This is a genomic window from Acinetobacter sp. OYA S30 (genome assembly GCF_033599315.1).
Lineage (GTDB): Bacteria > Pseudomonadota > Gammaproteobacteria > Pseudomonadales > Moraxellaceae > Acinetobacter > Acinetobacter baumannii.
The window spans coordinates 26991-51610 of record NZ_JAWVAV010000015.1 but is presented as its reverse complement, the minus strand read 5'-3'; the positions used below and the strand labels follow the sequence as shown (position 1 = coordinate 51610).

Below are 24620 nucleotides of genomic sequence, written 5' to 3'. Positions count from 1 at the left end.
GAAGTAATTGGTTGTTCTCGGTCTCTATCAAACTCATAAGTAAAAAGATGATCTAAATAACGGTTAAAACTTATTGAGTAGCTCAGTCCCTAGACCGAACTTTTATTTGTATAAGACGAGAGATGAAGACAAGGAAGCGAAAATGGAACAAAAACTAAACTCTTTTATTGAAGTTTCACCTCAATCTGATTTCACTATTCATAATTTGCCTTATGGTATTTTTAGTAGAACAGCCGAAGGCGAGCGTCAGGTCGGTGTAGCTATCGGTGATTGGGTCATTGATCTCGCTGCTCTTGAAAAGCATGGTCTTTTAAAACTTTCAGATCAAAACACCTACTTTAACCAGCCTACACTGAATAAATTTATTGAATCGGGCAAAGCCAATTGGTCTAAAGTTCGTAAAACGCTACAGTCTCTTCTTTCAGTTGATAATTTAACGCTTCAAGAAAATGAAGCATTACGTCAGGAAGTTTTAGTCAAGCAAGACAGTGTTACTTTGCATTTACCACTTCAAGTATCTGGTTATACCGATTTCTATTCTTCTAAAGAACATGCCACCAATGTAGGCTGTATGTTCCGCGACCCTAAAAATGCCTTACTTCCAAACTGGACTGAATTGCCTGTTGGTTACAATGGCCGTGCTAGCTCTGTTGTAGTCAGTGGCACTCAAGTCGTGCGTCCATCTGGACAAATTAAACTTCCAAATGAAGAGCGTCCAGTTTTCTCAGCTACGCGTAAACTCGATTTCGAACTTGAAACAGCATTTGTTATTGGTAAACCAACGGAGCTTGGCCAGCCAATCTCAATTGAAAATGCTTGGGACCATATTTTTGGAATGGTATTACTCAATGACTGGTCAGCGCGCGATATCCAGCAATGGGAATATGTACCTCTAGGTCCTTTCAATTCAAAATCTTTTGCTAGTGCCATCTCACCTTGGGTAGTCACGCTTGAAGCACTTGAGCCATTTAAAGTGGAAGGCCCAAAACAAGAGCCTAAACCTTTAGCGTATCTACAAGAAAATATCGCGAATAGTTACGACATTAATTTGAGTGTTGAAATTCAAAGCCCGAAATCAACACAACCTGATGTGATCTGCCGTACTAATTTTAAATATATGTATTGGTCTATGGCTCAGCAGCTAACTCACCACACCATTGGAGGCTGTAACGTTCAGGTTGGTGATTTAATGGGTTCAGGTACTATTTCTGGTTCTACACCAGATTCGTATGGTAGCTTGCTTGAGTTGACTTGGAACACCACTAAGCCTCTAACACTTGCGAATGGTGAAACTCGTGGTTTCTTGCAAGACGGCGACACACTCATCATGAAAGGCCACTGTGAGAAAAATGGTATCCGTATTGGTTTTGGTGAAGTCCGAAATACGGTACTTCCTGCATTAACTTTTGATTTTGCAGAAACTTCGGAGCCTGATTATGAAGCTGTATAGTTACTTTCGTAGCTCTGCAGCTTACAGAGTACGGATTGGTCTCAACCTTAAAAGTCTCGCTTATGAAACTGTACCCGTTCATTTAGTTAAAAATGAGCAGCAAAGTGAAGACTATTTAAAGTTAAATCGCAGTGCCTTAGTACCAACTTTAGTGGACGGCGATTTAACCCTGTCACAGTCATTAAGTATTTTGGAATATCTGGATGAACAATATCCTGAAACCAAATTACTTCCAAATGATGTGAAAGAGAGAGCCAAAATCCGTGCTTTTGCACAGGCGATTGCCTGTGATATTCACCCGTTAAATAACTTACGCGTGCTGAAATATTTAAAAAATGATTTAAATGTTTCGGATGAACAAAAAAATTACTGGTATCAGCACTGGATTCTTGAAGGCTTTCAAACACTCGAACAGCAACTTCAAGATTCAAATGGACAATTTTGCTTTGGACAACACGCAACCATTGCCGACTGCTGCCTAATTCCACAGGTTTACAACGCGAAACGCTTCAAGATTGATTTGTCGGCGTTTCCAAAAATTGAATCAATTTATCAACATTGTTTGTCTATCCCAGCCTTCTATAACGCGGCGCCAGAACAACAACCAGATTGGGAATAGTAAAAAGGAGTTTCAACATGACATTTGCCATTAAAAAAATACATCACGTTGCATATCGCTGTAAGGATGCGAAAGAAACTGTTGAGTGGTATAAAAAAATGCTCAACATGGACTTTATCTTAGCTTTTGCAGAAGACCATGTACCTTCAACGAAAGCCTTTGACCCGTATATGCATTTATTCCTAGATGCAGGTCAAGGCAACGTTTTAGCATTTTTTGAATTGCCAACCCAACCAGAAATGGGCCGTGATGAAAATACGCCTCAATGGGTGCAACATATTGCCTTTGAAGTTGAAGATTTAAGTGCCCTTTTAGCTGCCAAAAAACATTTGGAAGACAACGGTGTTAAAGTGTTAGGGATTACCAACCACGGTATCTTCCACTCAATTTATTTCTTTGATCCAAATGGACATCGTTTAGAACTGACTTATAACGATGCACATGCTGAAGAAAAAATTGCAAAAATTACTGAAGAAATGAAAACTGAAATGTTAGAGGAATGGAGCAAAACCAAACGCGCTCCACACCATACTCATTTCTTGCATGAAGAAGAATTAGGCGCGTAATTCTTTCAAAGCAATCGTTTTAAAAGTCGGCATTGATGGGAATAGTTTGAATGAACTGTTCTATATCAATGCCGATTTATATTGTTTAAATCTACTAAACCTCTATCAATTTACGCTATAAATGTAAGATGAAGGTGTTTGTAAAAATTGTGGATTATTAAACATGTGAATTTCGCTAATAGAAAAAGGTGATTTCTATTTTTCTATAGGCTCAGGCATGATGTAAAACGCATCAATGCCAATTTATGTTCTGAACAAAACTGTTTAACTGCTGAAGTAAATCGATTAAGGGTATTTAAATGATTGAAGAAAAAATATCTGGGGGAGTTCAATCACTTGAAGTTGGCTTATCCGTACTAAATGCCCTTTTAGAGCACAATCAACCCATTATTCTCAAAGACTTATCTAGTAAGCTTGAGATGCATCCTGCCAAAGTACACCGCTACTTGGTGAGCTTAATTCGCATGGATTACGCCAAACAACTTGAGGATGGCCAATATGCCTTAGGTGATCAAGCATGGCGTTTAGGCTTAAACTGCATTCAGCACAGCGATACTTTACAGTTAGTACAACATTTAATTTACGACTTACAAAGCAAAATTGGCTGTGGTATTCAAATTAGTAAGTGGTCACCCAAAGGCCCTGTCGTGGTTCAATCGATTGAATCTAACCACCCAATTTCGATTGTGACCAAAGTTGGCTCAATTATGCCTTTAGTCAATTCTGCTGCTGGGCGTTTATTTGCTTCTTACCTTCCTGAGCATTTTGTTCGTCCTTTATTAGAAACTGAGTGGCAAAAACATCAGGAACTTGGGCTAAACATTGCGCCACATAACTGGGAAGAATTTTTAGAACTTAAAGAAACGATCCGCCAACAACAAATGTCTGCGGCGAAAGGTGATTTACTTACCGGTATTAACGCAGTAGGCCTGCCAGTATTTAACTCAAACCAAGGGATTGAGTTTTGTATTGTGGCGCTTGATAGCGAAATGTTTTTACCTGTTGACCCACAAAGTAAAATTATTGAAACACTTAAAAATGAGATTAATTCAATTAATCAATATATTAAAAGCCGCTAATCAATAGCCATAAAAAAACCAAGAGCATTGCTCTTGGTTTTTTTAGATTAGAGATAAAGCAAAACTTATTTTGCTTCGAGCACACCACGGCGAATCTGGTCACGTTCAATCGATTCAAACAATGCCTTGAAGTTACCTTCACCGAAACCATCGTCATCTTTACGTTGAATAAATTCAAAGAAGACTGGCCCAATCATATTTTCAGAGAAGATTTGTAATAAAAGCTTCTTCTGGCCATCTTTAGTACTGCCGTCTAATAAAATACCGCGTTGTTTTAACTCTTCAGTTGGTTCACCATGTTCAGGTAAACGCTCTTCAAGCATTTCATAATACGTATTTGGCGGTGGTGTCATAAACTTAAGACCAAGGCCTTTCAATTTATCCCAAGTCGAAATTAAGTCATCACAAATAAACGCGATATGCTGAATACCTTCACCATTAAAATCAGCTAAGAATTCTGCAATTTGACCGTTACCCTTGTCTGAGTCTTCATTTAAAGGGATACGGATCATGCCATCTGGTGCAGTTAATGCCTTAGAGGTTAAACCTGTATATTCACCTTTAATGTCGAAATAACGAATTTCCTGGAAGTTAAAAATCTTCTCGTAGAAGTTTGCCCAATACTCCATACGTCCTTTGTAGACGTTATGAGTTAAGTGATCGATTTCTTTTAAGCCCGCACCTTCAGGGTTACGCTGCGCATCATCAAAGAAAACAAAGTCATTTTCATAAATATCGCGGTCAACTAAGAAGATTGGCATACCACCAATACCTTTAATTGCCGGAATGTTAAGCTCCATTGGCCCAACTTTTGAGTACATTGGTTCTGCACCAAGTTCAACCGCCTTTTTAAAAGCTTTTGCTGCATCACGAGTTTTGAATCCCATCGCACAAGCAGATGGACCATGCTCATTAAAAAAGAATGAAGCATAAGATTCTGGCTGATAATTCAGGATAATATTGATATTTCCTTGACGCCATAAGTACGCTTTTTTCGATTTATGCTTGGCTACTTTTGAAAAGCCGATTGTTTCAAAAATTGGATCTAATTCATTTTCTTTTGAAACAAACTCAATAAATGCAAAACCGCATAATTCTAATGGGTTCTCTAAAATATCCATCTAGTTTCCCTCTGGTAATTACCTGATCCGTTTACTTCTCATGCTGATCTGGTCAGCTCCTTTCTCTATAGAATACGCATTTGCTGGGAGTATGTTTGAACCGTCAAAATGCCTTAGCCCAACGCATCCTATGAGAAAAAAACCAATAACTAAAACGAAGATTGAGTGAGCTCAAAGCCGATGATTAATTTCCTTTCTATATGGTGTTTGTTTTCCATACACACTGTCCTTTCTTATCTAAAAGTACGATTGAGATTTTTCAATAAACCTTTAAAAATCGTCTTTTCCTAAAGTTATTCCTAGATTTATGGAGGCCAACATCCTTGTTGGACCCCCAATGGCCATTTACCTTAAAACAGATGCTACTAAAAACAATTAAATTATGCAATACATAATTTAATTATGAATTGTGTAATTTATTAATCAAATTACTTCGTTTGCTTGTGCTTGTTTTAGATTTCATATTTTATAAATCATTGGGTACACTCACATGGCTTTTAAAGTTCTAAGGGCGGAAAAATCATGCTTTTAATCAGTGCCTGTTTAATTGGAGAGCCTGTACGCTACGATGGACGCTCTTGCTCACACACTACACTTAAGCAGCTATTTTTAAATAAAAAAGCGCATGCACTTTGTCCAGAGTTATTAGGTGGTTTTACTACTCCAAGGTTACCCGCAGAAATTGTGGGAGGAACAGGGCAAGATGTACTTGATGGCAAGGCAAAAATCCTAGATTCATCTGGTTTAGATGTGACTGAGCTATATTTAAAAGGCGCCTATCGTACTTTAGACATTGCACGGCAAATACAAGCAACTTGTGTGGTTTTAAAAGAAAACAGTCCGTCTTGTGGTAGTCAAAAAATTTATAACGGTACTTTTCAAGGCGAGAAAATTACGGGTGTTGGGATTACCACGGCACTGTTACAGCGCCATGGTTTTGAAGTGATTTCTGAAAATGAGATTGAAGAATGGTTAACAGCACATCCTCTTTAAGGTTGTGTTGATCTACCTAATCAAAAACCTCTTAATTGCTTTCTAAAACGAAAACAGAAGCCACTCAATACACAAGCTACTAAATAGCTTATGGCTGCCATACTCCAGAAACCATAAATTCCCATTGCAGATATAGAGTGACTTCCCCAGTGCAGCCCCTTATAAGCCATCCACCAACCACCACCCAATCCGAAACATAGCACCACGACTAAAAAAATTAGCATGGGTAAAATCGACACATCCCAACAACGCAGCAAAGAGGTTAGTAACGTCATTAAGCCATCGAGAAAATGAGACATGCAGACAATCAAGAGCAGTGATGCAGCCAAAATCTGTACAGCCAAATCATCTGAATAGAACGTGACAATTAAGCCCCTCTCCAACCATAAACACAAGGATAAACTGCCACTCACTGCCATAATGACCCATATACTTTGTCTGGCAATTTTATCTGCTTCTTTCATGTTGCCGCTGCCCATAGTTCTTGACACCAAAATGCTATAAGCCGAGGCAATTGATGAAGGAAAAATAAACATGAAACCGCCAGTGCTCGCGACAATTTGATGGGCTGCAGACACCACACTCCCGAAAGGTAAAATCAGAATAGCAACTGAACAAAATGCAACAACGTCCATCAACGCCATGATCGCTGTGGGTATTCCTATTTTTAAAATCATACGCAGACTTTGCCGGCTATCTTCAACTGACCGTTCTGGATGTTCAATAAAGATGTACCTTTTCTCTAGAAAAAACAGGTAATAAACGGCCAACATAAACCACCGTACAATGATAGTGGCTAACAACGCCCCTATCGCCCCGAGTGGCGGAATTGAAAATAAAGCGACACCATAAATCAGAAGATAAGACAAAATAATTTTAAGAATGAAGAAAAGACTATCTGATAATAAAACTTTATACGCATTTTCAGTGACCTGAGACAAAGCTGTAAATAAGCGCATCAATAAATGGGCAGGTAAAATAAATACCAAAGCCCAAATACAGTTTTTAGTAATTGAAACGACATGTTCAGATGCACCAAATAATTTTGGTAGATCACGGAACAAGTAAAGCAAGGCAATACTCACCAATGCCGAACCTAACATCAGCCAAACGCCTTGAATAAAAATTTGACGAATACGTGGTATGTTATGGCAACCATAAGCTTCCGAGAGCTTAAGCATCACACCTTGCAGTATCCCCATTCCAATGACATAAACCACTGTATATAAAGATAAGGACACCGATAAGGCGGCAACATGGTCATTACTAAAATGCCCTACATAAGCAATATCAACCAATCCACTTAAAATTAGAATCAAATTGCTAGAGAGCATGGGAATAAATAATTTAAAAATCTGGTTCATCAAAAAAATGCCTTATTTTTTTCTTTGCGATTTATGTTGATATTCACGTTATTTTTAGTGCATCAATTCGAAGCAAAAGACATACCAGTTTTAAATTCAGCTCAAATAAAAAGTGCTTTAAATAAAAAGACCAAACTATCCGTTTGGCCTTCTTTTCTAATGTATATCGTTTATATAGTTATTCTTGTTTGTGTTTACTTGCCCAATAAGTCGCAAGTGCAGGACCAGAAATATTATGCCAAAGGCTGAAAATAGCACTTGGTACGGCAGTAATCGGGGAAGCCGCAAAATGCACTGCTGCAAGCGCCACGCCCAAGCCTGAGTTTTGCATTCCTACTTCTACCGCAATTGCTTTACTGTCCGCATAAGGCAATTTAAAGAAACGCGCTGCGGCAAAACCTAATAAATATCCAAACCCATTATGCAATATCACTACCGCCAAAATGAGCAAACCCGACTGTAAAATAGCTGCTTTACTGCCACCAATAATGGCTGCCACAATCGCTACAATTGCAATCACTGAAACTAATGGCATGACTTGAATATAGGATTCAACCTGACGTTTAAGCCATGTTCGCAAAATCAGCCCAATCACAATCGGAAGTAGTACGACTTGCAAAATCGAAATAAACATCGAAGCCGCGTCAATCTTTAGCCATTGGCTAGCAAGTAGATAGAAAATTGCAGGCGTTAACACAGGAGCCAAGAGTGTTGATATCGAGGTACAGGCGACCGATAAAGCCACATTGCCTTTGGCCATATAGGTAATGACATTTGAAGCTGTTCCTCCTGGGCAACAACCGACTAAAATAACGCCGACCGCAATTTCAGGAGGCAAATTAAATAATTTACATAAAATAAATGCCAAGCCCGGCATCACCACAAACTGCGCGACAACCCCAATTAACACGGCTTTAGGGCTTTGTAGAACCCCTTTAAAATCATCAACGGTCATGGTCATTCCCATGCCAAGCATAATAATGCCCAAAATCCATGGAATATAAGCTTTCAGCCAAACAAAAAATTCAGGCTGCCATAGCGCCAGAGCTGCAAAAATAATTACCCATAGGGCAAACGTCTTTTGAACAAACTGAGTAAAACGGAGTAATGCAGACATACTGTTCATCCATACCAAATCGCAATTAAAGTCCAAGCATCAAAATCAGTATCTCTAGCATTCATTCAACAGATCAGTCGATTGAATACGAACAACACCTTGTTGCTGCATAGTTTGCCACGCTTGTTCTAATGAACCATTAAGATCAATACCTTTGCACGCATCTTCAATTACTAAAGTTTTCAAGCCTTGCTTAACTGCATCTAAAGCAGTCCATGCGACACAAAAGTCTGTGGCAATTCCGACCACATAGACCGTATCAATACCACGTTCTTTTAAATATCCCGTTAAACCTGTCATTGTGGTGTGGTCAGCTTCCATAAAAGCTGAGTAACTATCAATATGAGCATGAAAACCTTTTCGGATAATCAGTTGAGCTGTCGGGATATTTAAATCCGGATGAAATTCGGCATCATGAGTGTCTTGTATACAATGCTTAGGCCAAAGCACCTGTGATCCATAATCCAGTTCAATCGTTTCAAATGGCTGCTTGCCCGGATGGTTAGCTGCAAAAGAAATATGAGTATCCGGATGCCAGTCTTGAGTGAGGACTACATTTTCAAAACAACCTGCCAATTGGTTAATGGTTGGAATAATCGTATCGGCGTCGGCAACTGCTAGGTTTCCGCCAGGGGTAAAACCATTTTGCACGTCAACTACGACTAAAGCCGAATTTTGTGGTTGTTTATTCATTTTCATGCCATCTTAAGTCCCATTCGGGAAAAATATGCATTTTATCTTGCCATAAAAAAGACCGTGTTAAGTAGAGGTTGGAAGAATTGCGCCATATTCTCATTTTTACTGTCTTTTACTTGAAATGATCAAATTGGCATTCTGTGTTTTGCTCAAGTTTACATAGGGTTTATCAGTCAAGCATATTGTTCTTATGCGTCTGATCAGTCATAATTTGCATAATTGTCATTCAACAATCTGTTATTGTTAGAACTGGACAATCAAAATACTGCAACCATCCCACATTTTGTTTTTCTTACCTCAGATTCGGATGGATAAATAGGATATTTTTTAAAATGACTCAGCAAGCACAGACCATTCAAGGCTCAATCGTCGCAATCGTCACTCCCATGTTGAAAGATGGCGGTGTAGATTGGAAGAGTCTTGAGAAGCTGGTTGAGTGGCACATAGAACAAGGTACAAACAGTATTGTAGCCGTCGGTACAACCGGCGAAGCCTCAACATTGAGCATGGAAGAGCACACACAGGTTATTAAAGAAATTATTCGTGTAGCCAACAAACGTATTCCAATTATTGCCGGTACTGGTGCAAACTCAACCCGTGAAGCAATCGAATTAACTAAAGCTGCCAAAGACCTTGGCGCAGATGCAGCTTTACTTGTAACCCCATACTATAACAAGCCGACTCAAGAAGGCCTTTACCAACACTATAAAGCGATTGCTGAAGCTGTTGAATTACCGCTTATTCTTTACAACGTACCTGGTCGTACAGGTGTAGATTTGTCAAACGATACAGCTGTTCGTTTAGCGGAAATTCCAAATATTGTCGGCATTAAAGATGCAACAGGTGACGTACCGCGCGGTAAAGCTTTAATTGATGCTTTAAACGGCAAGATGGCTGTGTACTCAGGTGACGATGAAACTGCATGGGAACTTATGCTTCTTGGCGCAGACGGTAATATCTCGGTTACTGCAAACATTGCACCTAAAGCAATGAGCGAAGTATGTGCGGTTGCAATTGCAAAAGATGAGCAACAAGCAAAGACGCTTAACAATAAGATTGCAAATTTACACAATATTCTATTTTGCGAATCAAACCCAATTCCTGTGAAATGGGCACTACATGAGATGGGACTGATTGATACTGGTATTCGTTTACCACTCACTCCTCTCGCTGAGCAATATCGCGAACCTCTCCGCAATGCCCTAAAAGATGCGGGAATTATTTAATAAGAGCAATTTATGATGCAATTACGTCTTGGTTTAGTCCTTGCAGTTTCAGCCTTAAGTTTAGCTGGCTGTGGTCGCTTCGCACTCAATAATCACTCTTTAGATTATAAAAATGCAAAGCAACTCGCCCCACTTGAGTACCCTGCCGATGCAACTGTACGACCAGCGACACCTTTGTATCCTGCACCAACAGTAGACCAGCTTGCTATCGATCACGCACCGAAGTTTGAAAACAAGCGTGGCAATCGTTTTGCATTGCCACGTCCTGAACCACTTCAAACTGATACGACAGCAGATGCATCTGCTCAAACAGGTAGTGCGCTTGGTCGCCCTCAACTTGTGACAGATGGTAATAAAAATCCACTGTTAAAAATTGATGGAAGTACTGCCGAGATTTGGCAATACACCAAAGCTACGTTAAGCACGTTAAATTACAACGTCATCGCTCAAGGTAACAATCAAGCGACGATTAAAGTAAATGACAATACATATGTGCTTAAGCTCACTGGTGTTGGCTCTAGTCATAGCCTTGCTCTATTTAATCCAGATAACACTTTTGCTAGCCCTGATGTTGCCGCAGAAGTGTTAAACCAGATTTACCAAAATTGGCCAGCCTAGTCGTTTACTAGGCATTTTTTTTAAAAAAGGTTCCCTCATGTTAAAACAAACCTTGCTCTATACTGGTAAAGCAAAATCTGTATATGAAACAGACAATGCCGACCATCTGATTTTAGTCTTTCGTGATGATGCCTCTGCGTTCAATGGCGAAAAAATCGAACAACTAGATCGTAAAGGCAAGGTGAACAACCGTTTTAACGCCTTCATCATGGAAAAACTTGCTGAAGCGGGTATCGAAACGCATTTTGAAAAATTGCTTTCTCCAACTGAAGTTCTTGTTAAAAAACTTCAAATGATTCCTGTTGAATGTGTAATCCGTAACTATGCAGCAGGTTCTCTATGCCGTCGTTTAGGTGTAGAAGAAGGTAAAGAGTTAACTCCTCCTACATTTGAATTGTTCTACAAAGATGATGGCCTAGGCGATCCAATGGTTAACGAATCTCAAGCGATTGCTTTAGGTTGGGCGACTGCTGAACAGTTAGAACAAATGAAAGTGTTAACTTATAAAGTAAATGATGTATTAAAAGCATTATTTGCTGAAGGCAACATGATTTTGGTGGACTTCAAACTTGAATTTGGTGTTTTCCATGATCGTATCGTACTTGGTGACGAATTCTCTCCAGACGGTTGCCGTTTATGGGACAAAGATACTAAGAAAAAACTCGACAAAGACCGTTTCCGTCAAGGCTTAGGCGGTGTTGTTGAAGCTTATGAAGAAGTTGCTGCTCGTTTAGGCGTAGATTTATCTGACATCTAATCAGCTCAACTTTATAAAAAACCGAGCATTTCAGCTCGGTTTTTTTATTTTCAGCACCCAAGAATTTAGGAAAAGTAGACAGATTTGTATATTTAATTAAATTATGACTTGCACAATCTCAAAACAAGGCACTAAAATCAAAAAAAATATAAATTGCATCACAATAATTAAATTTTTAAATAGGATGAGTCTATGGAACTATTTAAGCCTGAAAAGAGATTAATGAATCATCCAATCCATTTTGGTGAAAATCCATTAGTAATTTTATCTAATTTTAGCCACTCTGCCTTAAAGCAAGGATGGAGCCAAGCTGAAGTCGAAACTGTCATTTCTGAAGCTTCCCAAGGCGACTATATGAAACTCATACGTACCTTGAGAGCATATACCTTGTTTTAATTATTGTTGCCATTTTCATGACTACAAGCGCTTAGCTTCAACGTTACACTTTTTATAGCAGGCTGATTGAGTTTGCTATCTTTTCTTATACTTAACTTTTCTCTCAGGTCTGGTCGATTCTTTTCTTCATGCATTATTGTTCTAGTTCGCTTACCCCCAGAGTGTTCAATTTATAAAAAAACACATAAAGCTGGTAGGAATCTTCTAGATTTATCCTGAACACTGCCTTAACAATAAATAAAAAACGATAAATATAAATTATTTATTCAGTGAGGAGTAAACCCGATGGACCATGAACTAGAAGAAGAGAAAGTCGATCAAACCCTAAGCTGGCGTGAAAAAATGGCAGTTGAAGAACACGAGAAACTGTCGCCCCGTTTAGTATATGAAATTATTCGCCGTGATGGTGCCGAAGAGTTAGATCGCCCGACAGCCGCGCTCATCTTTTCAGGCATTGCAGCAGGTCTAGTCATCAGTTTTTCATTTGTATTTAAGGCAATTATTGCTTCTTATATCCCAACTGATGCCATCTGGACCGATTTAATTACCAATTTCGGTTATACCATTGGATTCCTGATCGCTATTTTAGGACACATGCAGCTCTTTACAGAAAATACCATTACTACAGTTGTGCCCCTATTTAAGCCTTTTACCTTAGACAAATTACGAGCTGTAGGCCGTCTATGGGGAATCGTGATTCTATGCAATATCATTGGAACAGCTTTGGCGAGTTTATTCTTCCTGACCACCGACCTGTTTACTCCAAACATTGACAAAGCCCTAGATGAGCTCGCACATCATGTTGGGTCTTTTTCCGCCACCCAAAATCTGCTTAAAGGGGTTATGTCTGGGCTTTTAATTGCTGCATTGGTCTGGATGCTACCTTCCGTCAGCAATAAATTCCTAGTCATCTTTTTCATGACTTATCTGATAGGACTAGGCGATTTTACCCATGTGGTCGTTGGCTCTACCGAAATGTCCTATCTGGTCTGGCAAGGAGAAGCTTCTCTTGGTGAATATCTGTTTAATTTCCTGATTCCAACCACTATTGGCAATATTATTGGTGGTACAGGCGTGTTTACCTTGCTGATTTATGGTCAAGTGACTGAAGAATTGGAACAATAGCAGGAAACAATAAACTATTGTTCCTGCTGCCATCTGCGTTGTTGTAGGCGTTCACCTTCAACTTCACGCTTGTTTCTTGCCGACTCATAGAGTTTGGTTCCCTTTAACTCAGGTGGCAAGTAGTCTTGTAGTACAAAGTGCTCAGGGTAGTCATGAGGATAGAGATAATTAATCCCATAACCTTGCTGTTTCATCAGCTTGGTTGGCGCATTTCTCAAGTGTAAAGGTACTGGTAAATTTGCCGTTTTCTCAGCAAGTTCTAGCGCCTTATTAATCGCGAGGTAAGTACTATTACTTTTTGCACTGGTCGCTAAATAAACTGCTGTTTGACCCAAAATAATTCGAGCCTCCGGCATTCCCACCGCCTGTACAGAACGGAAACATTCACCTGCAAGCAATAGTGCATTTGGATTCGAGTTTCCAATGTCTTCTGAAGCGGCAATCAACATACGTCTTGCAATAAAAACCGGATCTTCCCCACCTTTAAGCATCCGCGCCATCCAGTACAAAGCCGCATCCGGATCACTACCACGAATCGATTTAATAAAGGCAGAAACGAGGTCGTAATGCTGTTCACCCGATTTGTCATAACGCGCAATATTTTGCTGAGCGACTTTTACTACAACTGCATTGGTAATCGTATTTTCAACTTCGGGCTCAAAAGTACTTGCAATTAAGTCAAGTAAATTGAGTGCTTTACGGGCATCACCTGCTGCAAACTGTAAAAGAGCATCATACTCTTCAATATGAATATAACGTTCTTTTAAAAATTTATCTTTTTGGAGTGCATTGTTAAGTAGCGTCTGAATTGCTTCACTGTCTAAACTGTTTAAGGTATAGACCTGACAGCGTGATAAAAGTGCACTATTGACTTCAAAAGACGGGTTTTCAGTGGTGGCGCCAATTAATGTAATTTTACCTTTTTCTACGGCACCTAATAATGCATCTTGCTGTGATTTATTAAAGCGATGGATTTCGTCAATAAAAACTACAGGTGTCAGTAAGTCACCACTTTCTGCAATTACTTCACGTAATTCTTTTACGCCCGTATTCAGCGCAGATAAGCTCACAAATGGACGATCTATTGCCTGAGCTAAAAGCAAAGCAATTGTCGTTTTACCGACGCCTGGCGGCCCCCAAAAAATAATAGAAGGCAAATGCCCCTGATCAATCATTTGACGTAAGGGCGCATGTTCACCTAACAAATGATCTTGCCCAATAATTTCAGACAAGTCTCTCGGGCGCAGGCGTTCAGGAAGTGGAATATGGGTGTCTGACATCTCAAATAGCTTTATCGTCTTTTCACTATAGTCTATTGTGTCTCACAGAAATCTACAATTTGAATCTATGAGACACATCCTTTATTTACAGGGTATTTCCTAGCATTAAAAGGGTTTCTTACTCAGCTTGAGTAAACGAGCATTGGGGCCATCTTCAATTACCCAAATTGAAGCGTCTTGTGCCTCATGTAACCCACGAATACGTTGCTTCATCTCTAATCTTTGTACTTCTTTTACGGGCTTATGCTCTAAATCTACAACAACAATTGCTTCTGAAGATAACCCGCCAATTAAAGCTTTATTTTGCCATGCGGGAAATTGTTGTCCGCGATAAATAATTAAACTCGACGGTGAGATTACAGGGGTCCAGTCAATTTCTGGTGCTTTAAACTCTGGGCGCGTGTGATGATCTGGAATAGGCTGACCTGAATAATGATCTCCATTTGAAACAATCGGATAACCATAGTTTTCGCCTTTGGTAATAATATTAAGCTCATCACCACCTTTTGGCCCCATCTCAACCACCCATAGCTGTCCTTTACGGTCAAAGGCCATTCCTAATGGGTTACGATGTCCAAGTGACCATATTTCAGCAGTGACACCGCCTTGCTCATAAAAAGGGTTACCTAAGGCTGCTGAACCGTCGTCATTTAAACGCAAGATTTTGCCCAAGTTGCTTTTCATATTTTGGGCAGGGTCAAACTTTTGGCGCTCACCTGAACTGGCCCAAAGCTTACCATCTGCACCAAAAAGCATGCGATGCCCATAATGGCCTTGTCCTGAGACTTTAGGTACTTGTTGCCAAATCTGCTTTACATCGGTGAGTTTTGGCTGATTAGGATTAGATAAATCTAATTTTGCACGTGAAATCACTGCACCAGACCCACCTTGCCCTTTGGCTGCATAACTAAGATATATCCAGTGATTTTTGGCAAAGTCTGGGTGTAGAGCAACATCCCCTAAACCGCCCTGTCCGCCATAGTTCACCGCTGGAACACCCTGAACATCTAGCACTTGTTTATTTTGTGGATTAAAAATTTTTAGATTACCTTGCCGTTCAGTCACCAATAACCGCTGATCAGGCAAACTGGTGATCGCCCAAGGCTCATTAAAATGTGCGACTGCCTCGACCTGATAAGTTTGTTTGGCAGCACTGGTCTGCTCTGTTTTTGCAGTTGTATTTTGTTCAGGATTTTTTGAATTAGTATTATTAGAGCCACAGGCCATTAACAAGAAGAAACTACTACATAATAAGGGGGCTGCTAATCGTCTCATCATTTTTATCTCCTTTTGCTTTTATTTTTATATAACGGAGATGATTAAAAAATTTACGATAAAAATGTTACTTTATTATACGCTGTAATTAAAAATGCTCATCGGGAGCGTATTAACGCACCCAACGCACCACATAATCTTCGATATCATCTTCATGTACATCAGTTTCAGGAATACAACGCCCTGCTACCGACTTTTTCGCTTTCACTACGCTTTGTCTGGAACCCGTATTTAAATAGTGCCAAGAAGGTAAATTTTTGCCTTCATTCAAACGTTTATAGGCACAACTCGATGGCAACCAGTGTATGGTTTTTAAAGTTTCCGGTGTTAGTTGTAAACAGTCGGGTACTTGCTGCTGACGGTTTGGGTAGTCAGAACAACGTCCAGTATTGCAATCAAGTAACTTGCACGCCACTTTGGTGTACGCAACTTCATGTGTATCTTCATCTTCTAGCTTGACCAAACAGCACAATCCGCATCCATCACACAGTGCCTCCCACTCAGCCTGAGTCAGTTGCTCTAGCGTATAATTTTTCCAAAACAATGGACGAAGTGAGGTCTCGGTAGACATAAGATTTTAACGGCTATATAGATCAAGCAAAGTGAGATTATAGCATTGAAGTACGCTGGTCTTAAGAAAAGAAGCCGTATTTTTGGCATCACAAAATGATTGTTTAATATACATTTCAACCACATAAACGACACATTTCGTGCAAAAAACACGCTATATAGTAAAAAGACAATGAAAAATAAGGAGGACAGCATATGTTCCGTTGGGCAATAATTTTTGCAGTGATTGCACTCATTGCCAGTCTATTAGGGTTTGGTGGTGTTGCAGGGTTATCTAAAGACTTTGCCGTGATTTTATTAGTGATAGCTGTAATTCTCGCTGTTATTGGTTTTATTTCGCGAGGCCGAACTTAATTTAATCATGACCATATCAAAAAGAAGGAACTCGTTCCTTCTTTTTTTATTGCATAAATATTTCTATGCTTTTCTTTTGATGTAGTTTTTTACATAGTTATTTATATGGATTTTATTTTTTATGCTTTAATCAAGCGTATTTAAATCAAGTTAAATTTCAGGATTAATGTCATGAGTACAGCAATTAAAACCCGTGAAATTCAATATACTGCACCAGATGGTAGCCATTTAATTGGTTACTTTGCGGCTCCAGAAAGTGAAACACCTGTACCAGGTGTCATTATTGGTCCTGAGTGGTGGGGTCGTAACGAATACACTGAACAACGTGCGCGTGAACTTGCTGAACACGGTTATGCTGCACTTGCAATTGACATGTATGGCGATAAAAAAGTAACAACGACTGCAGCTCAAGCTTATGAATGGATGATGCAGACATTTGAAGATCTAGACACGGTGACTGATCGTGCCAACGCAGGGCTTCAGACTTTGGCTGCTCAACCGGAAGTAAATAGTGAAAAACTTGCAGCGGTAGGTTTTTGTTATGGTGGCAAAGTGGTACTCGATCTAGCTCGCTCAGGTGCTCCCCTCAAAGCAACTGCGACATTCCATGGTACATTAGTTCCTAAGGCTCCTGCTCAAAAAGGCAACATTCAAGGTGAGGTATTGGTTCTACATGGTGAACTAGACAGCATGGTCACCATAGAAGATGTTGCTAATTTTGAAAAAGAGATGCAAGCTGCTGAGGTTAAACATGAGGTAGTGGTTTTAAAAGATGCTAAACATGGCTTTAGTAACCCGCTTGCAGATGAAAGAGCTAAAGCGAATGGTGTAGACCTTGGCTACAACAGCGAAGCGGAAAAACAAGGCCTTGCTAAAATGTACGCTTTATTAGAACGTACTTTAAAATAAAAGAAGCAAATTTGGAGCAAATGGCATTTTTCGCATTTGCTCCCTTAAATGTTTATGACTTTGCAATATTTTTACTGTATTTTTTAAACCATACTTCAATAAATATACTCCCGTTGAGCTAGAGCAAAGCCTAGTCTTATTTCCCGCACTCGGGGTTTAATGGAATAACATGAGAGGATACAACAATGACTGACAAGAAATGTCCGTATTGCGATTTTGATGAATATGACATCATTGATAAGAATGAATTTGCTGTAATTTTGCCAGACCCGAATCCGTTGTCTAAAGGTCACTGTGTAGTGACTCCACTACGCCATGTCAGCTCGTTTTTTGATATTACGTCTAAAGAGCACCAAGGCTTACTGACACTTCTTGAAATTGCCCGTCATGAAACCCAGCTTCGCCATCAGCCAGACGGTTTCCATATTGGCTTTAATGATGGTGAAGTGTTTGGACAAACTTCTGACCATTTCCACATTCATGTCATTCCATATTACAAAAATCAACCGTTGAAACTTGATCAACGTTGGGGTGTACAAAAGGATTAATCCTTTTTACCCATAGAACAGGGACTACATTTTTGATGTAGGCCCTGTTTTCATATGTCCATTTTCTTCGTTTGCTTTAAACAAAATTTCACCTAAATTTCAGCTATAATTTAGCCCTTACTTTTCTTCTATAGCTGTTCATGCCTGAATTTTCTTTTTCTGATGCCCTCTTAAACTGGTTCGATCAACATGGTCGGCATGATTTGCCTTGGCAAGTCGCAGATGATCCATACAAAGTCTGGGTTTCTGAAATTATGTTACAGCAAACTCAGGTAAAAACAGTTCTGCAATATTTTGACCGCTTTATGGAGCGCTTCCCAACTGTAGAAGCTTTAGGCTATGCAACTTGGGATGAAGTCGCCCCTTATTGGGCAGGTCTTGGCTATTACGCTCGTGCCCGCAATTTGCATAAAGCTGCCCGCCTTGTAGCACAGCAAGGCAAATTTCCTGAAACCCTAGAAGAATGGATTGCACTACCGGGCATTGGTCGCTCGACCGCAGGTGCACTCATGTCTTTAGGTTTACGTCAGTATGGCGTGATTATGGATGGCAACGTGAAACGCGTTTTAGCTCGCTTCTTTGCCATTGAAGATGACTTAAGCAAACCACAGCACGAACGTGAAATGTGGAAACTGGCTGAAGAGCTTTGTCCCACCCAACGCAATCATGACTACACTCAAGCAATTATGGACTTGGGTGCGACCATCTGTACGCCTAAAAAACCTCTTTGTTTATATTGCCCAATGCAAGCTCATTGTCAGGCTTACCAGCAAGGTTTAGAACAAGAATTACCTTTTAAAAAACCGAAAAAAACACCGCCTGTTAAAACGGCAGATGTTCTTATTATTCAGTGCGAAGATGAATGGTTCTGGCAACAACGCCAAGCTCATGGTCTATGGGGCGGTTTATTTTGTTTACCTATTTTAGAAAATGAACATGAACGCTTGAAATTAAGTCAGCAATTTAAGCTACAACCTCAACCACAAACTTTTCAGATCAGTCATAGCTTTACTCACTTCACATGGTTACTTAATGCTCATGTGTTCCACGTGGAACCTGATCAAAAAGAACATCTGGCGATTGAACTTGAAGGCCAATGGCTGAGTCCAGAACAAGCTATTGCTAAAGGTGTTCCAACTGCTATGAAAAAATTGATCTCGACAAGCCGTTCATGACATAGTGAGCAAAATAATTTTGATATGGCTGTGACAGGGAGTATTTTGTGCGACGTTTAGTTTCCCATCTCTCACTTGGTTTTCTCATTATTCTATTGGCAGCCTGTGCCAGTGCGCCTAAAAAACCTGCCCCGCTTTCACCAGCCCAAGTTAGCAAACTCAAGAGTATGCAGCTTCCAAGTCGGCTTCCTGTTCCGGTAAAAGGTGTCGATCGAGATGAGCTAAAAGACACATGGGGAGCTGCTCGGAGTCAGGGCCGTAGCCACGAAGGAATTGATATTTTGGCTCCACGTGGAACCAAAGTGTACAGTGCAACTGAAGGGCTCATTGCCGATCTTCGTAATAACAACTTGGGTGGCAAAGTGATCTGGATTTTAGGCCCGGCAGGAACATGGCATTATTATGCTCATCTTGATGGACATAAACGTGGCTTAAACGTAGGCGACTATGTCAAAAAGGGTGACCTCATTGGTTATGTCGGCAACACGGGCAATGCACGTTATACTTCACCTCATCTTCATTATGGTCTTTACTTAGATGGTAAAGGTCGTGGTGCTGTTAATCCTTATTCATATTTACGCTAGGAACATTTTATGTCGGAAGCGCTGATCAATCGCTTAGTAGAGTTTGCCGAGTCTGGCAACCAGCAAAAGATCATTTTAAATGGCAATAGCTATCAAGGCTGGATCATGGAAATCAGTGATGATGCCCTACTGATCAGTACCGGTTTTTCAGATAAAGTTGGCAAAGACTTTTGGCTAAAGTTTGAAGACTTAACTCAAGCTGAACTGTATTATTGGGATACTCGCCCAAATGAATGGGTACCATTCAAACTCTAAAATACCAAGATAAATATAAGGAGCATCATCATGAAAACTCAACGCTGCGGATGGTGTTCCGATGATCCACTCTATATTGCTTACCATGATGAAGAATGGGGCAAACCAGAACACGACGAAGCCCGATTATTTGAAATGCTCTGTCTTGAAGGCCAACAAGCAGGTCTATCTTGGATTACCGTACTGAAAAAAAGAGAAAGCTACCGCCAGCACTTTTTTAATCATCCTATTGCTGACATTGCTGCATTTACGGATGACTTTTTAGAAACAAAACTATCCGATGCAGGCTTAATTCGTCACTTAGGCAAACTCAAAGCCATTCGTGATAATGCAATTGCTTGGCAAGCCCTTAAAGCCCAAGTTGGTGATGTTTCTAAATGGCTTTGGCAGTTTGTAGATGCCACTCCTCAACACAATGATGTTGCAGATTATCGCAAGGCCCCTGCTCAAACTGAGCTCAGCCTAAAACTTTCCAAAACGCTTAAAAAAAATGGTTTCAAATTTGTTGGTCCAACCACCTGCTATGCGTTTATGCAGGCAGTGGGTATGGTCAATGACCATGAAAATGATTGTCAATTTAAAGCTTCATAACCCACCAGAACGGTTCAAATCCGCTTAAGGAGTTTCCGATGAGCAATAATACGATTCAGGCTTATGCTGCAATGCAGGCAGGTGAAAAACTGGTCCCATACAAATTTGATGCAGGTGAATTACAACCGCATCAGGTTGAGGTAAAAGTTGAATACTGTGGTTTGTGTCATTCTGATATTTCTGTTTTAAATAATGAATGGCGCTCAACCGTGTACCCTGTAGTTGCAGGCCATGAAATTATTGGACGAATTGTTGCTTTAGGCTCAGAAGCCAAAGGACTACAAATTGGGCAACGTGTCGGTATTGGCTGGACCGCTGAAAGTTGCCAAGCCTGTGATGAGTGTATTGGTGGTCAGCAAGTACTTTGTACGGGCGAAAATATCGCAACAATCGTGGGACATGCGGGTGGCTTTGCCGATAAGGTTCGTGCTGGTTGGCAATGGGCCATTCCCCTTCCCGAAGATTTAGACCCCGAAAGTGCAGGCCCTTTACTTTGCGGCGGAATTACCGTTTTTGACCCATTACTCAAACACAAAATTCAGGCAACACATCACGTGGGTGTGATTGGTATTGGTGGTTTGGGTCATATCGCCATTAAGCTCCTTAAAGCATGGGGGTGTGAAATTACGGCTTTTAGTTCTAACCCAGATAAAACCGAAGAACTCAAAGCAATGGGAGCCGACCATGTGGTGAATAGCCGCGATACAGAAGCGGTAAAAGCTCAAAAGGGTAAATTTGATTTATTGCTGAGTACCGTAAATGTGACTTTAAATTGGCGTGCTTTCATTTCAACGCTAGCACCAAACGGTTCTTTGCACTTTTTAGGACTAACCCTAGAACCTGTTCCTGTTTCTGTAGGTTCTCTCATTGATGGTGCCAAATCAGTAACTGGTTCACCTACAGGTTCACCTGCCGCTCTACGCCAACTTTTAAAGTTTGCCGCACGCAAAAAAATTGCGCCTCAAATTGAGCTATTTCCAATGTCACAGCTCAATGAAGCAATTGAACGTCTACACTCGGGTCAAGCACGCTACCGCATTGTGCTTAAAGCAGACTTTGCAGAATAAAACTAACTCACTGTTTGCATCTGTTGTCGCGACCAGTCTGCCAAGTTTTTAATCGCTTGGCGGACATTTGCAGTTAACTCATGGCCTGCGTTTAAACGAATAAAATGTCGATAGCGTTCATCCTCACCAAAAACATGGCCCGGTACTACAGTAATTCCCTGAGCTTGTGCAGTGTAATAGAGCGCTAAACTATCTACACTCTTAGGTAACTGTATCCATAATGCATATCCGCCTTCGGGCTGGCTCAATGCAATTGGTATACCTTTAAAGGCTCTTAAAATACAGCTACGGTATTCTTCCACTTGCCGCATCAAGTTAGGCCTTAACTGCTCTAAATGCTCTCGATAACCCCGACTATAAATAAAATCAGCTAGACCTAACTGCAAGGGCGTATTCACCCCGATATTACTTACCAACAGTTCAAGTTTTAAATGCTCTAACTTTGTCGTTAAACAAAACCATCCTACTCGATACGCACTCGACAAAGACTTCGACACTGAACCACACCAAACCACATAACCTTCGCGATCCCAATATCGAATGGGTAATGGTCGCTCGCTACTGTAGCCACATTCACCGAAAATATCGTCTTCAATAATAAAACACTGATACTTTGCAGCTAATTCAGCAATCTTCTGCTTCTCTGTGTTGCTAAAGCAATATCCTAAAGGGTTTTGGTAGTTCGCTGTCATTAAGCAAACCTTCGCCAAACCTTGCTGCATTAAGGACTCTAAGCGCTCAAGATCAATACCACGATGATCTGCCGGAATCTCAACAATTTGTCGTTTTAAACTTGCTAATAACTGTAAATGACCATTGTAGGTGGGTGTAGGAATAAGAATACTATCACCCACTTCAGTAAGCTTCTGAATCACTAAAGACAAAGCCGGCATACAGCCATTGGTAATAAAAATATCTTCTGGAGCGATATAAATACCATCTTCACACCAATGATCGGATAGCGCTTTTCTTAATTGTTCATGACCTTGTTTATTACAATAAAGAAAATCTTGTGGCTGACAATTTTTTAAAGCACGTTGAATAGAACGACGTAAACCCTCTACAGGAATAAAGTGGGGCGTTAACTGAATCGATCCCAAAGGTACAAGATGACTTTGTAAGGCAGCTTCCTGAATTTGGTTATGCAACTCCAGATTTGAGACATGTCGAGGCAAAGATAAGAAATCAGGACTATCCGGAATAGGGCTAACTGGGGTGCGAGCAACCACAAAATAACCTGACTTCGGCTTTACATAAATGAGTCCCCTCGCCTCAAGTAATTCATAGCAACTTTTTGCTGTACTTAAACTAATACCATGTTGACGGGCAAAATCTCGTAAGGAAATGAGTTTTTGATGAGGTTTAAGTTCATCTTGATAAATACGATGTGCTAATTGATTGGCAAGAACCTGATATTGAAAAGTCATTCTGTGCTGCTTTTTTAAAAATTTCTGTATCTGTACTGGTTTATAGAACACCTTTAGGCTATGGAAATCAACTCAGAGAGTAGCAAGCCAATGAAATTAAAAGTTATATTGTTATTTACTATTGTTTTAGCAGGTTGCCAACCACAACCAAAAAATGAACAGTACAGACACACGGTTTGCCAAAGTTTGATTGAAGGTTATTTAAAAATGACCAACCAGCAAGACTACAAAATGGAGCAACGCACTGATGATGAAACCAGTGCGATTTCTCATTATCAATACAAACGTAATAGCTCAAATGAAGTTGTTATGGTGAATTCAGTCTATTCCAAACTATATTTTAGCTGCCAAGAACAGCAAAAAAGCTATTTTCTGTCTCAACATTCGGCAGAAGGACAAACGACACCTATTTTAGAAGTTCATATTCCAACTGATAGTTATACGACCTTTAGAGAGCGTTTTTAAAACCATCTTTTAATTGTTCTGCCAAAAATTCAATGAATAAACGGATTCGTTTTGGTAGATGCTCTTGTTGATAATACACAGCATGGATGCTTTGATATTGATGCTCAATTTTGTCTTCAAATAATGCAATCAATCGCCCTTCTTCCATATCTTTCCAAATTTCAAATTCAGATAGTCGCGCAATGCCGTGTCCTCTAATCGTCAGTTGGCGTACGGTCTCCCCACTCGATGCTTTAATTTTTGATTGGGCAAAAAAATATTCATCGCCAACTTTAATTGGCCAGCTATTGATATAAGTAGGTCTAGTAAAGCCAATCAAATCATGCTGTTCAAGTTCTTCAGGTTGTGTTGGCGTTCCCTTAAGAGCTAGATAGTCAGGACTTGCCACAATATATAAACGGCTCTTACATACCAACTTGGCGTGCAGACTAGAGTCATTAAGTTCCCCAAATCGAAATGCGACATCGGTTTTATGCTGAAGTAAGTCAATCACCTGATCATTGCTATTTAATTCGATTTCAATATCGGGGTAACACTCACGGAATTTATGCATTAATGGTGCAATCACGTGCAAAACAAACGGTGTGGCAGAATCAACCCGAATAAGACCGGCAGTACCTTGATCAGACTTTTGAAGTTCTTCTTCGGCCGCATTCAGCTCATTTAAAATTTTACGGGCCTTTATAAGAAATTGTTGCCCTTCTTGAGTCAGTTTCAATTTACGCGTTGTTCGCTCTAGCAAAGTCACATCTAACTTTGCTTCCAAACGGGTTAAAGATCGGCTCACCCCCGAAGGTGTTTGCTTTAAATGTTCTGCTGCTGCCACAAATGAACCTGTATCAACAATTGTGATAAAGGCAACAAGTTCTTCAATTGTTGATTTCATGGTTTATTCTATTATTGACTAAACATCAAAGATATTTTGCTTATTCATCTATTTTTTCGCAACAATAAAAAAAGCAAAATGCACCTCAAGTTAAACAATTATTTAAT

28 protein-coding genes are annotated in these 24620 nt (G+C 40.0%); 19 read left to right on the top strand and 9 right to left on the bottom strand.

Annotated elements, in window-relative coordinates; all coding sequences use genetic code 11:
• Nucleotides 1-142 precede the first annotated feature (142 nt).
• The 4 genes from fahA (at nucleotide 143) to R5R67_RS09605 (ending at nucleotide 3714) form a co-directional block, all read left to right on the top strand.
• Nucleotides 143-1450, top strand: a complete 1308-nt coding sequence (fahA, locus tag R5R67_RS09620) for a fumarylacetoacetase (protein ID WP_000435871.1) — start codon at nucleotides 143-145, stop codon at nucleotides 1448-1450.
• Complete coding sequence (gene maiA, locus R5R67_RS09615; RefSeq protein WP_000781238.1) at nucleotides 1437-2069, top strand: maleylacetoacetate isomerase; 633 nt, start codon at nucleotides 1437-1439, stop codon at nucleotides 2067-2069. The genes fahA and maiA overlap by 14 nt, the downstream gene beginning before the upstream one ends.
• Before the next feature lie 17 nt (nucleotides 2070-2086).
• The gene (locus tag R5R67_RS09610; protein ID WP_000141647.1) at nucleotides 2087-2635 is read left to right on the top strand and encodes a VOC family protein; all 549 of its coding nucleotides are present in this window, start codon (nucleotides 2087-2089) and stop codon (nucleotides 2633-2635) included.
• 299 nt (nucleotides 2636-2934) lie between these two features.
• The gene (locus R5R67_RS09605; protein WP_000568800.1) at nucleotides 2935-3714 is read left to right on the top strand and encodes an IclR family transcriptional regulator; all 780 of its coding nucleotides are present in this window, start codon (nucleotides 2935-2937) and stop codon (nucleotides 3712-3714) included.
• A gap of 65 nt (nucleotides 3715-3779) precedes the next feature.
• On the opposite strand, the gene hppD is transcribed toward R5R67_RS09605, so the two are convergent.
• Entirely contained in the window at nucleotides 3780-4835 is a 1056-nt protein-coding gene (gene hppD, locus R5R67_RS09600; protein WP_000353163.1) for a 4-hydroxyphenylpyruvate dioxygenase, read from the bottom strand.
• A gap of 522 nt (nucleotides 4836-5357) precedes the next feature.
• Between hppD and R5R67_RS09595 the strand changes: the two genes are divergently transcribed.
• Nucleotides 5358-5828 carry a DUF523 domain-containing protein gene (locus tag R5R67_RS09595; protein WP_000924626.1) on the top strand — a complete coding sequence of 157 codons (471 nt, stop codon included), beginning with the start codon at nucleotides 5358-5360 and terminating at the stop codon, nucleotides 5826-5828.
• Between the two features lie 20 nt (nucleotides 5829-5848).
• Here the strand turns inward: R5R67_RS09595 and R5R67_RS09590 are convergent, their stop codons facing one another.
• From R5R67_RS09590 to pncA, 3 genes are all read right to left on the bottom strand, one after another.
• Complete coding sequence (locus R5R67_RS09590; protein WP_001071746.1) at nucleotides 5849-7192, bottom strand: MATE family efflux transporter; 1344 nt, start codon at nucleotides 7190-7192, stop codon at nucleotides 5849-5851.
• Nucleotides 7193-7370: 178 nt separating this feature from the next.
• Nucleotides 7371-8309: a bile acid:sodium symporter family protein gene (locus R5R67_RS09585; protein ID WP_001275067.1), complete on the bottom strand. Its 939-nt coding sequence runs from the start codon at nucleotides 8307-8309 to the stop codon at nucleotides 7371-7373.
• Between the two features lie 54 nt (nucleotides 8310-8363).
• The gene (gene pncA, locus R5R67_RS09580; RefSeq protein ID WP_002020317.1) at nucleotides 8364-9008 is read right to left on the bottom strand and encodes a bifunctional nicotinamidase/pyrazinamidase; all 645 of its coding nucleotides are present in this window, start codon (nucleotides 9006-9008) and stop codon (nucleotides 8364-8366) included.
• A 329-nt stretch (nucleotides 9009-9337) separates the two neighbouring features.
• Here pncA and dapA point away from each other — a divergent pair, with 329 nt between their 5' ends.
• The 5 genes from dapA to R5R67_RS09555 all read left to right on the top strand — a co-directional run bounded on the left by dapA (nucleotide 9338) and on the right by R5R67_RS09555 (nucleotide 13127).
• A complete protein-coding gene (gene dapA, locus R5R67_RS09575; RefSeq protein WP_000193600.1) occupies nucleotides 9338-10231 on the top strand; it encodes a 4-hydroxy-tetrahydrodipicolinate synthase in 894 nt (297 codons plus the stop codon).
• Between the two features lie 15 nt (nucleotides 10232-10246).
• Nucleotides 10247-10849: a hypothetical protein gene (locus R5R67_RS09570; protein ID WP_001177091.1), complete on the top strand. Its 603-nt coding sequence runs from the start codon at nucleotides 10247-10249 to the stop codon at nucleotides 10847-10849.
• A 37-nt stretch (nucleotides 10850-10886) separates the two neighbouring features.
• Nucleotides 10887-11606, top strand: a complete 720-nt coding sequence (gene purC, locus R5R67_RS09565; RefSeq protein ID WP_000917863.1) for a phosphoribosylaminoimidazolesuccinocarboxamide synthase — start codon at nucleotides 10887-10889, stop codon at nucleotides 11604-11606.
• A gap of 192 nt (nucleotides 11607-11798) precedes the next feature.
• Complete coding sequence (locus tag R5R67_RS09560; RefSeq protein ID WP_000418560.1) at nucleotides 11799-12002, top strand: hypothetical protein; 204 nt, start codon at nucleotides 11799-11801, stop codon at nucleotides 12000-12002.
• Nucleotides 12003-12287: 285 nt separating this feature from the next.
• Entirely contained in the window at nucleotides 12288-13127 is an 840-nt protein-coding gene (locus R5R67_RS09555; protein ID WP_000349497.1) for a formate/nitrite transporter family protein, read from the top strand.
• A gap of 14 nt (nucleotides 13128-13141) precedes the next feature.
• Here the strand turns inward: R5R67_RS09555 and R5R67_RS09550 are convergent, their stop codons facing one another.
• From R5R67_RS09550 to R5R67_RS09540, 3 genes are all read right to left on the bottom strand, one after another.
• Nucleotides 13142-14407, bottom strand: coding sequence for a replication-associated recombination protein A (locus R5R67_RS09550; protein WP_001285405.1), 1266 nt, complete (start codon nucleotides 14405-14407; stop codon nucleotides 13142-13144).
• Between the two features lie 105 nt (nucleotides 14408-14512).
• On the bottom strand, nucleotides 14513-15682 hold the full coding sequence (locus R5R67_RS09545) for a PQQ-dependent sugar dehydrogenase (protein WP_002040427.1): 1170 nt from the start codon (nucleotides 15680-15682) through the stop codon (nucleotides 14513-14515).
• A gap of 112 nt (nucleotides 15683-15794) precedes the next feature.
• Nucleotides 15795-16253, bottom strand: coding sequence for a YcgN family cysteine cluster protein (locus R5R67_RS09540; RefSeq protein ID WP_000102817.1), 459 nt, complete (start codon nucleotides 16251-16253; stop codon nucleotides 15795-15797).
• Nucleotides 16254-16447: 194 nt separating this feature from the next.
• Here R5R67_RS09540 and R5R67_RS09535 point away from each other — a divergent pair, with 194 nt between their 5' ends.
• From R5R67_RS09535 to ahr, 8 genes are all read left to right on the top strand, one after another.
• Nucleotides 16448-16606 carry a DUF1328 domain-containing protein gene (locus tag R5R67_RS09535; RefSeq protein ID WP_000490267.1) on the top strand — a complete coding sequence of 53 codons (159 nt, stop codon included), beginning with the start codon at nucleotides 16448-16450 and terminating at the stop codon, nucleotides 16604-16606.
• Between the two features lie 171 nt (nucleotides 16607-16777).
• Nucleotides 16778-17515: a dienelactone hydrolase family protein gene (locus tag R5R67_RS09530; RefSeq protein ID WP_000100769.1), complete on the top strand. Its 738-nt coding sequence runs from the start codon at nucleotides 16778-16780 to the stop codon at nucleotides 17513-17515.
• Between the two features lie 185 nt (nucleotides 17516-17700).
• On the top strand, nucleotides 17701-18063 hold the full coding sequence (locus tag R5R67_RS09525) for an HIT family protein (protein WP_000130110.1): 363 nt from the start codon (nucleotides 17701-17703) through the stop codon (nucleotides 18061-18063).
• Nucleotides 18064-18203: 140 nt separating this feature from the next.
• Nucleotides 18204-19238, top strand: coding sequence for an A/G-specific adenine glycosylase (gene mutY, locus R5R67_RS09520; RefSeq protein ID WP_001113878.1), 1035 nt, complete (start codon nucleotides 18204-18206; stop codon nucleotides 19236-19238).
• 47 nt (nucleotides 19239-19285) lie between these two features.
• A complete protein-coding gene (locus tag R5R67_RS09515) occupies nucleotides 19286-19822 on the top strand; it encodes a M23 family metallopeptidase (protein WP_001253744.1) in 537 nt (178 codons plus the stop codon).
• A 9-nt stretch (nucleotides 19823-19831) separates the two neighbouring features.
• Entirely contained in the window at nucleotides 19832-20077 is a 246-nt protein-coding gene (locus R5R67_RS09510; protein WP_001287365.1) for a hypothetical protein, read from the top strand.
• A 30-nt stretch (nucleotides 20078-20107) separates the two neighbouring features.
• Nucleotides 20108-20668, top strand: a complete 561-nt coding sequence (locus tag R5R67_RS09505) for a DNA-3-methyladenine glycosylase I (protein ID WP_000857016.1) — start codon at nucleotides 20108-20110, stop codon at nucleotides 20666-20668.
• Nucleotides 20669-20706: 38 nt separating this feature from the next.
• Nucleotides 20707-21735 (top strand): NADPH-dependent aldehyde reductase Ahr, encoded by a 1029-nt coding sequence (gene ahr / locus R5R67_RS09500; RefSeq protein ID WP_005130516.1) that lies wholly within the window; start codon nucleotides 20707-20709, stop codon nucleotides 21733-21735.
• 2 nt (nucleotides 21736-21737) lie between these two features.
• Here ahr and R5R67_RS09495 read toward each other — a convergent pair whose 3' ends face one another.
• A complete protein-coding gene (locus R5R67_RS09495) occupies nucleotides 21738-23162 on the bottom strand; it encodes a PLP-dependent aminotransferase family protein (RefSeq protein WP_318754815.1) in 1425 nt (474 codons plus the stop codon).
• A gap of 90 nt (nucleotides 23163-23252) precedes the next feature.
• Between R5R67_RS09495 and R5R67_RS09485 the strand changes: the two genes are divergently transcribed.
• Nucleotides 23253-23627 (top strand): hypothetical protein, encoded by a 375-nt coding sequence (locus tag R5R67_RS09485; RefSeq protein ID WP_000770104.1) that lies wholly within the window; start codon nucleotides 23253-23255, stop codon nucleotides 23625-23627.
• Here R5R67_RS09485 and R5R67_RS09480 read toward each other — a convergent pair.
• Nucleotides 23611-24513: a LysR family transcriptional regulator gene (locus R5R67_RS09480; protein ID WP_000843079.1), complete on the bottom strand. Its 903-nt coding sequence runs from the start codon at nucleotides 24511-24513 to the stop codon at nucleotides 23611-23613. The genes R5R67_RS09485 and R5R67_RS09480 overlap by 17 nt on opposite strands.
• Nucleotides 24514-24620 lie beyond the last annotated feature (107 nt).

Excerpts from the sequence above, each read along its gene's own strand:
- R5R67_RS09585 (WP_001275067.1), bottom strand. The coding sequence starts at position 8,309 with ATGTCTGCATTACTCCGTTTTACTCAGTTTGTTCAAAAGACGTTTGCC.
- R5R67_RS09550 (WP_001285405.1), bottom strand. The coding sequence starts at position 14,407 with ATGTCAGACACCCATATTCCACTTCCTGAACGCCTGCGCCCGAGAGAC.
- R5R67_RS09505 (WP_000857016.1), top strand. The coding sequence starts at position 20,108 with ATGAAAACTCAACGCTGCGGATGGTGTTCCGATGATCCACTCTATATT.
- R5R67_RS09480 (WP_000843079.1), bottom strand. The coding sequence starts at position 24,513 with ATGAAATCAACAATTGAAGAACTTGTTGCCTTTATCACAATTGTTGAT.
- hppD (WP_000353163.1), bottom strand. The coding sequence starts at position 4,835 with ATGGATATTTTAGAGAACCCATTAGAATTATGCGGTTTTGCATTTATT.
- R5R67_RS09485 (WP_000770104.1), top strand. The coding sequence starts at position 23,253 with ATGAAATTAAAAGTTATATTGTTATTTACTATTGTTTTAGCAGGTTGC.
- pncA (WP_002020317.1), bottom strand. The coding sequence starts at position 9,008 with ATGAAAATGAATAAACAACCACAAAATTCGGCTTTAGTCGTAGTTGAC.
- R5R67_RS09595 (WP_000924626.1), top strand. The coding sequence starts at position 5,358 with ATGCTTTTAATCAGTGCCTGTTTAATTGGAGAGCCTGTACGCTACGAT.
- R5R67_RS09535 (WP_000490267.1), top strand. The coding sequence starts at position 16,448 with ATGTTCCGTTGGGCAATAATTTTTGCAGTGATTGCACTCATTGCCAGT.
- R5R67_RS09610 (WP_000141647.1), top strand. The coding sequence starts at position 2,087 with ATGACATTTGCCATTAAAAAAATACATCACGTTGCATATCGCTGTAAG.
- R5R67_RS09555 (WP_000349497.1), top strand. The coding sequence starts at position 12,288 with ATGGACCATGAACTAGAAGAAGAGAAAGTCGATCAAACCCTAAGCTGG.
- mutY (WP_001113878.1), top strand. The coding sequence starts at position 18,204 with ATGCCTGAATTTTCTTTTTCTGATGCCCTCTTAAACTGGTTCGATCAA.
- R5R67_RS09525 (WP_000130110.1), top strand. The coding sequence starts at position 17,701 with ATGACTGACAAGAAATGTCCGTATTGCGATTTTGATGAATATGACATC.
- purC (WP_000917863.1), top strand. The coding sequence starts at position 10,887 with ATGTTAAAACAAACCTTGCTCTATACTGGTAAAGCAAAATCTGTATAT.
- fahA (WP_000435871.1), top strand. The coding sequence starts at position 143 with ATGGAACAAAAACTAAACTCTTTTATTGAAGTTTCACCTCAATCTGAT.
- R5R67_RS09530 (WP_000100769.1), top strand. The coding sequence starts at position 16,778 with ATGAGTACAGCAATTAAAACCCGTGAAATTCAATATACTGCACCAGAT.
- R5R67_RS09590 (WP_001071746.1), bottom strand. The coding sequence starts at position 7,192 with ATGAACCAGATTTTTAAATTATTTATTCCCATGCTCTCTAGCAATTTG.
- R5R67_RS09510 (WP_001287365.1), top strand. The coding sequence starts at position 19,832 with ATGTCGGAAGCGCTGATCAATCGCTTAGTAGAGTTTGCCGAGTCTGGC.
- R5R67_RS09495 (WP_318754815.1), bottom strand. The coding sequence starts at position 23,162 with ATGACTTTTCAATATCAGGTTCTTGCCAATCAATTAGCACATCGTATT.
- maiA (WP_000781238.1), top strand. The coding sequence starts at position 1,437 with ATGAAGCTGTATAGTTACTTTCGTAGCTCTGCAGCTTACAGAGTACGG.
- R5R67_RS09570 (WP_001177091.1), top strand. The coding sequence starts at position 10,247 with ATGCAATTACGTCTTGGTTTAGTCCTTGCAGTTTCAGCCTTAAGTTTA.
- R5R67_RS09560 (WP_000418560.1), top strand. The coding sequence starts at position 11,799 with ATGGAACTATTTAAGCCTGAAAAGAGATTAATGAATCATCCAATCCAT.
- R5R67_RS09605 (WP_000568800.1), top strand. The coding sequence starts at position 2,935 with ATGATTGAAGAAAAAATATCTGGGGGAGTTCAATCACTTGAAGTTGGC.
- ahr (WP_005130516.1), top strand. The coding sequence starts at position 20,707 with ATGAGCAATAATACGATTCAGGCTTATGCTGCAATGCAGGCAGGTGAA.
- R5R67_RS09545 (WP_002040427.1), bottom strand. The coding sequence starts at position 15,682 with ATGAGACGATTAGCAGCCCCCTTATTATGTAGTAGTTTCTTCTTGTTA.
- R5R67_RS09540 (WP_000102817.1), bottom strand. The coding sequence starts at position 16,253 with ATGTCTACCGAGACCTCACTTCGTCCATTGTTTTGGAAAAATTATACG.
- dapA (WP_000193600.1), top strand. The coding sequence starts at position 9,338 with ATGACTCAGCAAGCACAGACCATTCAAGGCTCAATCGTCGCAATCGTC.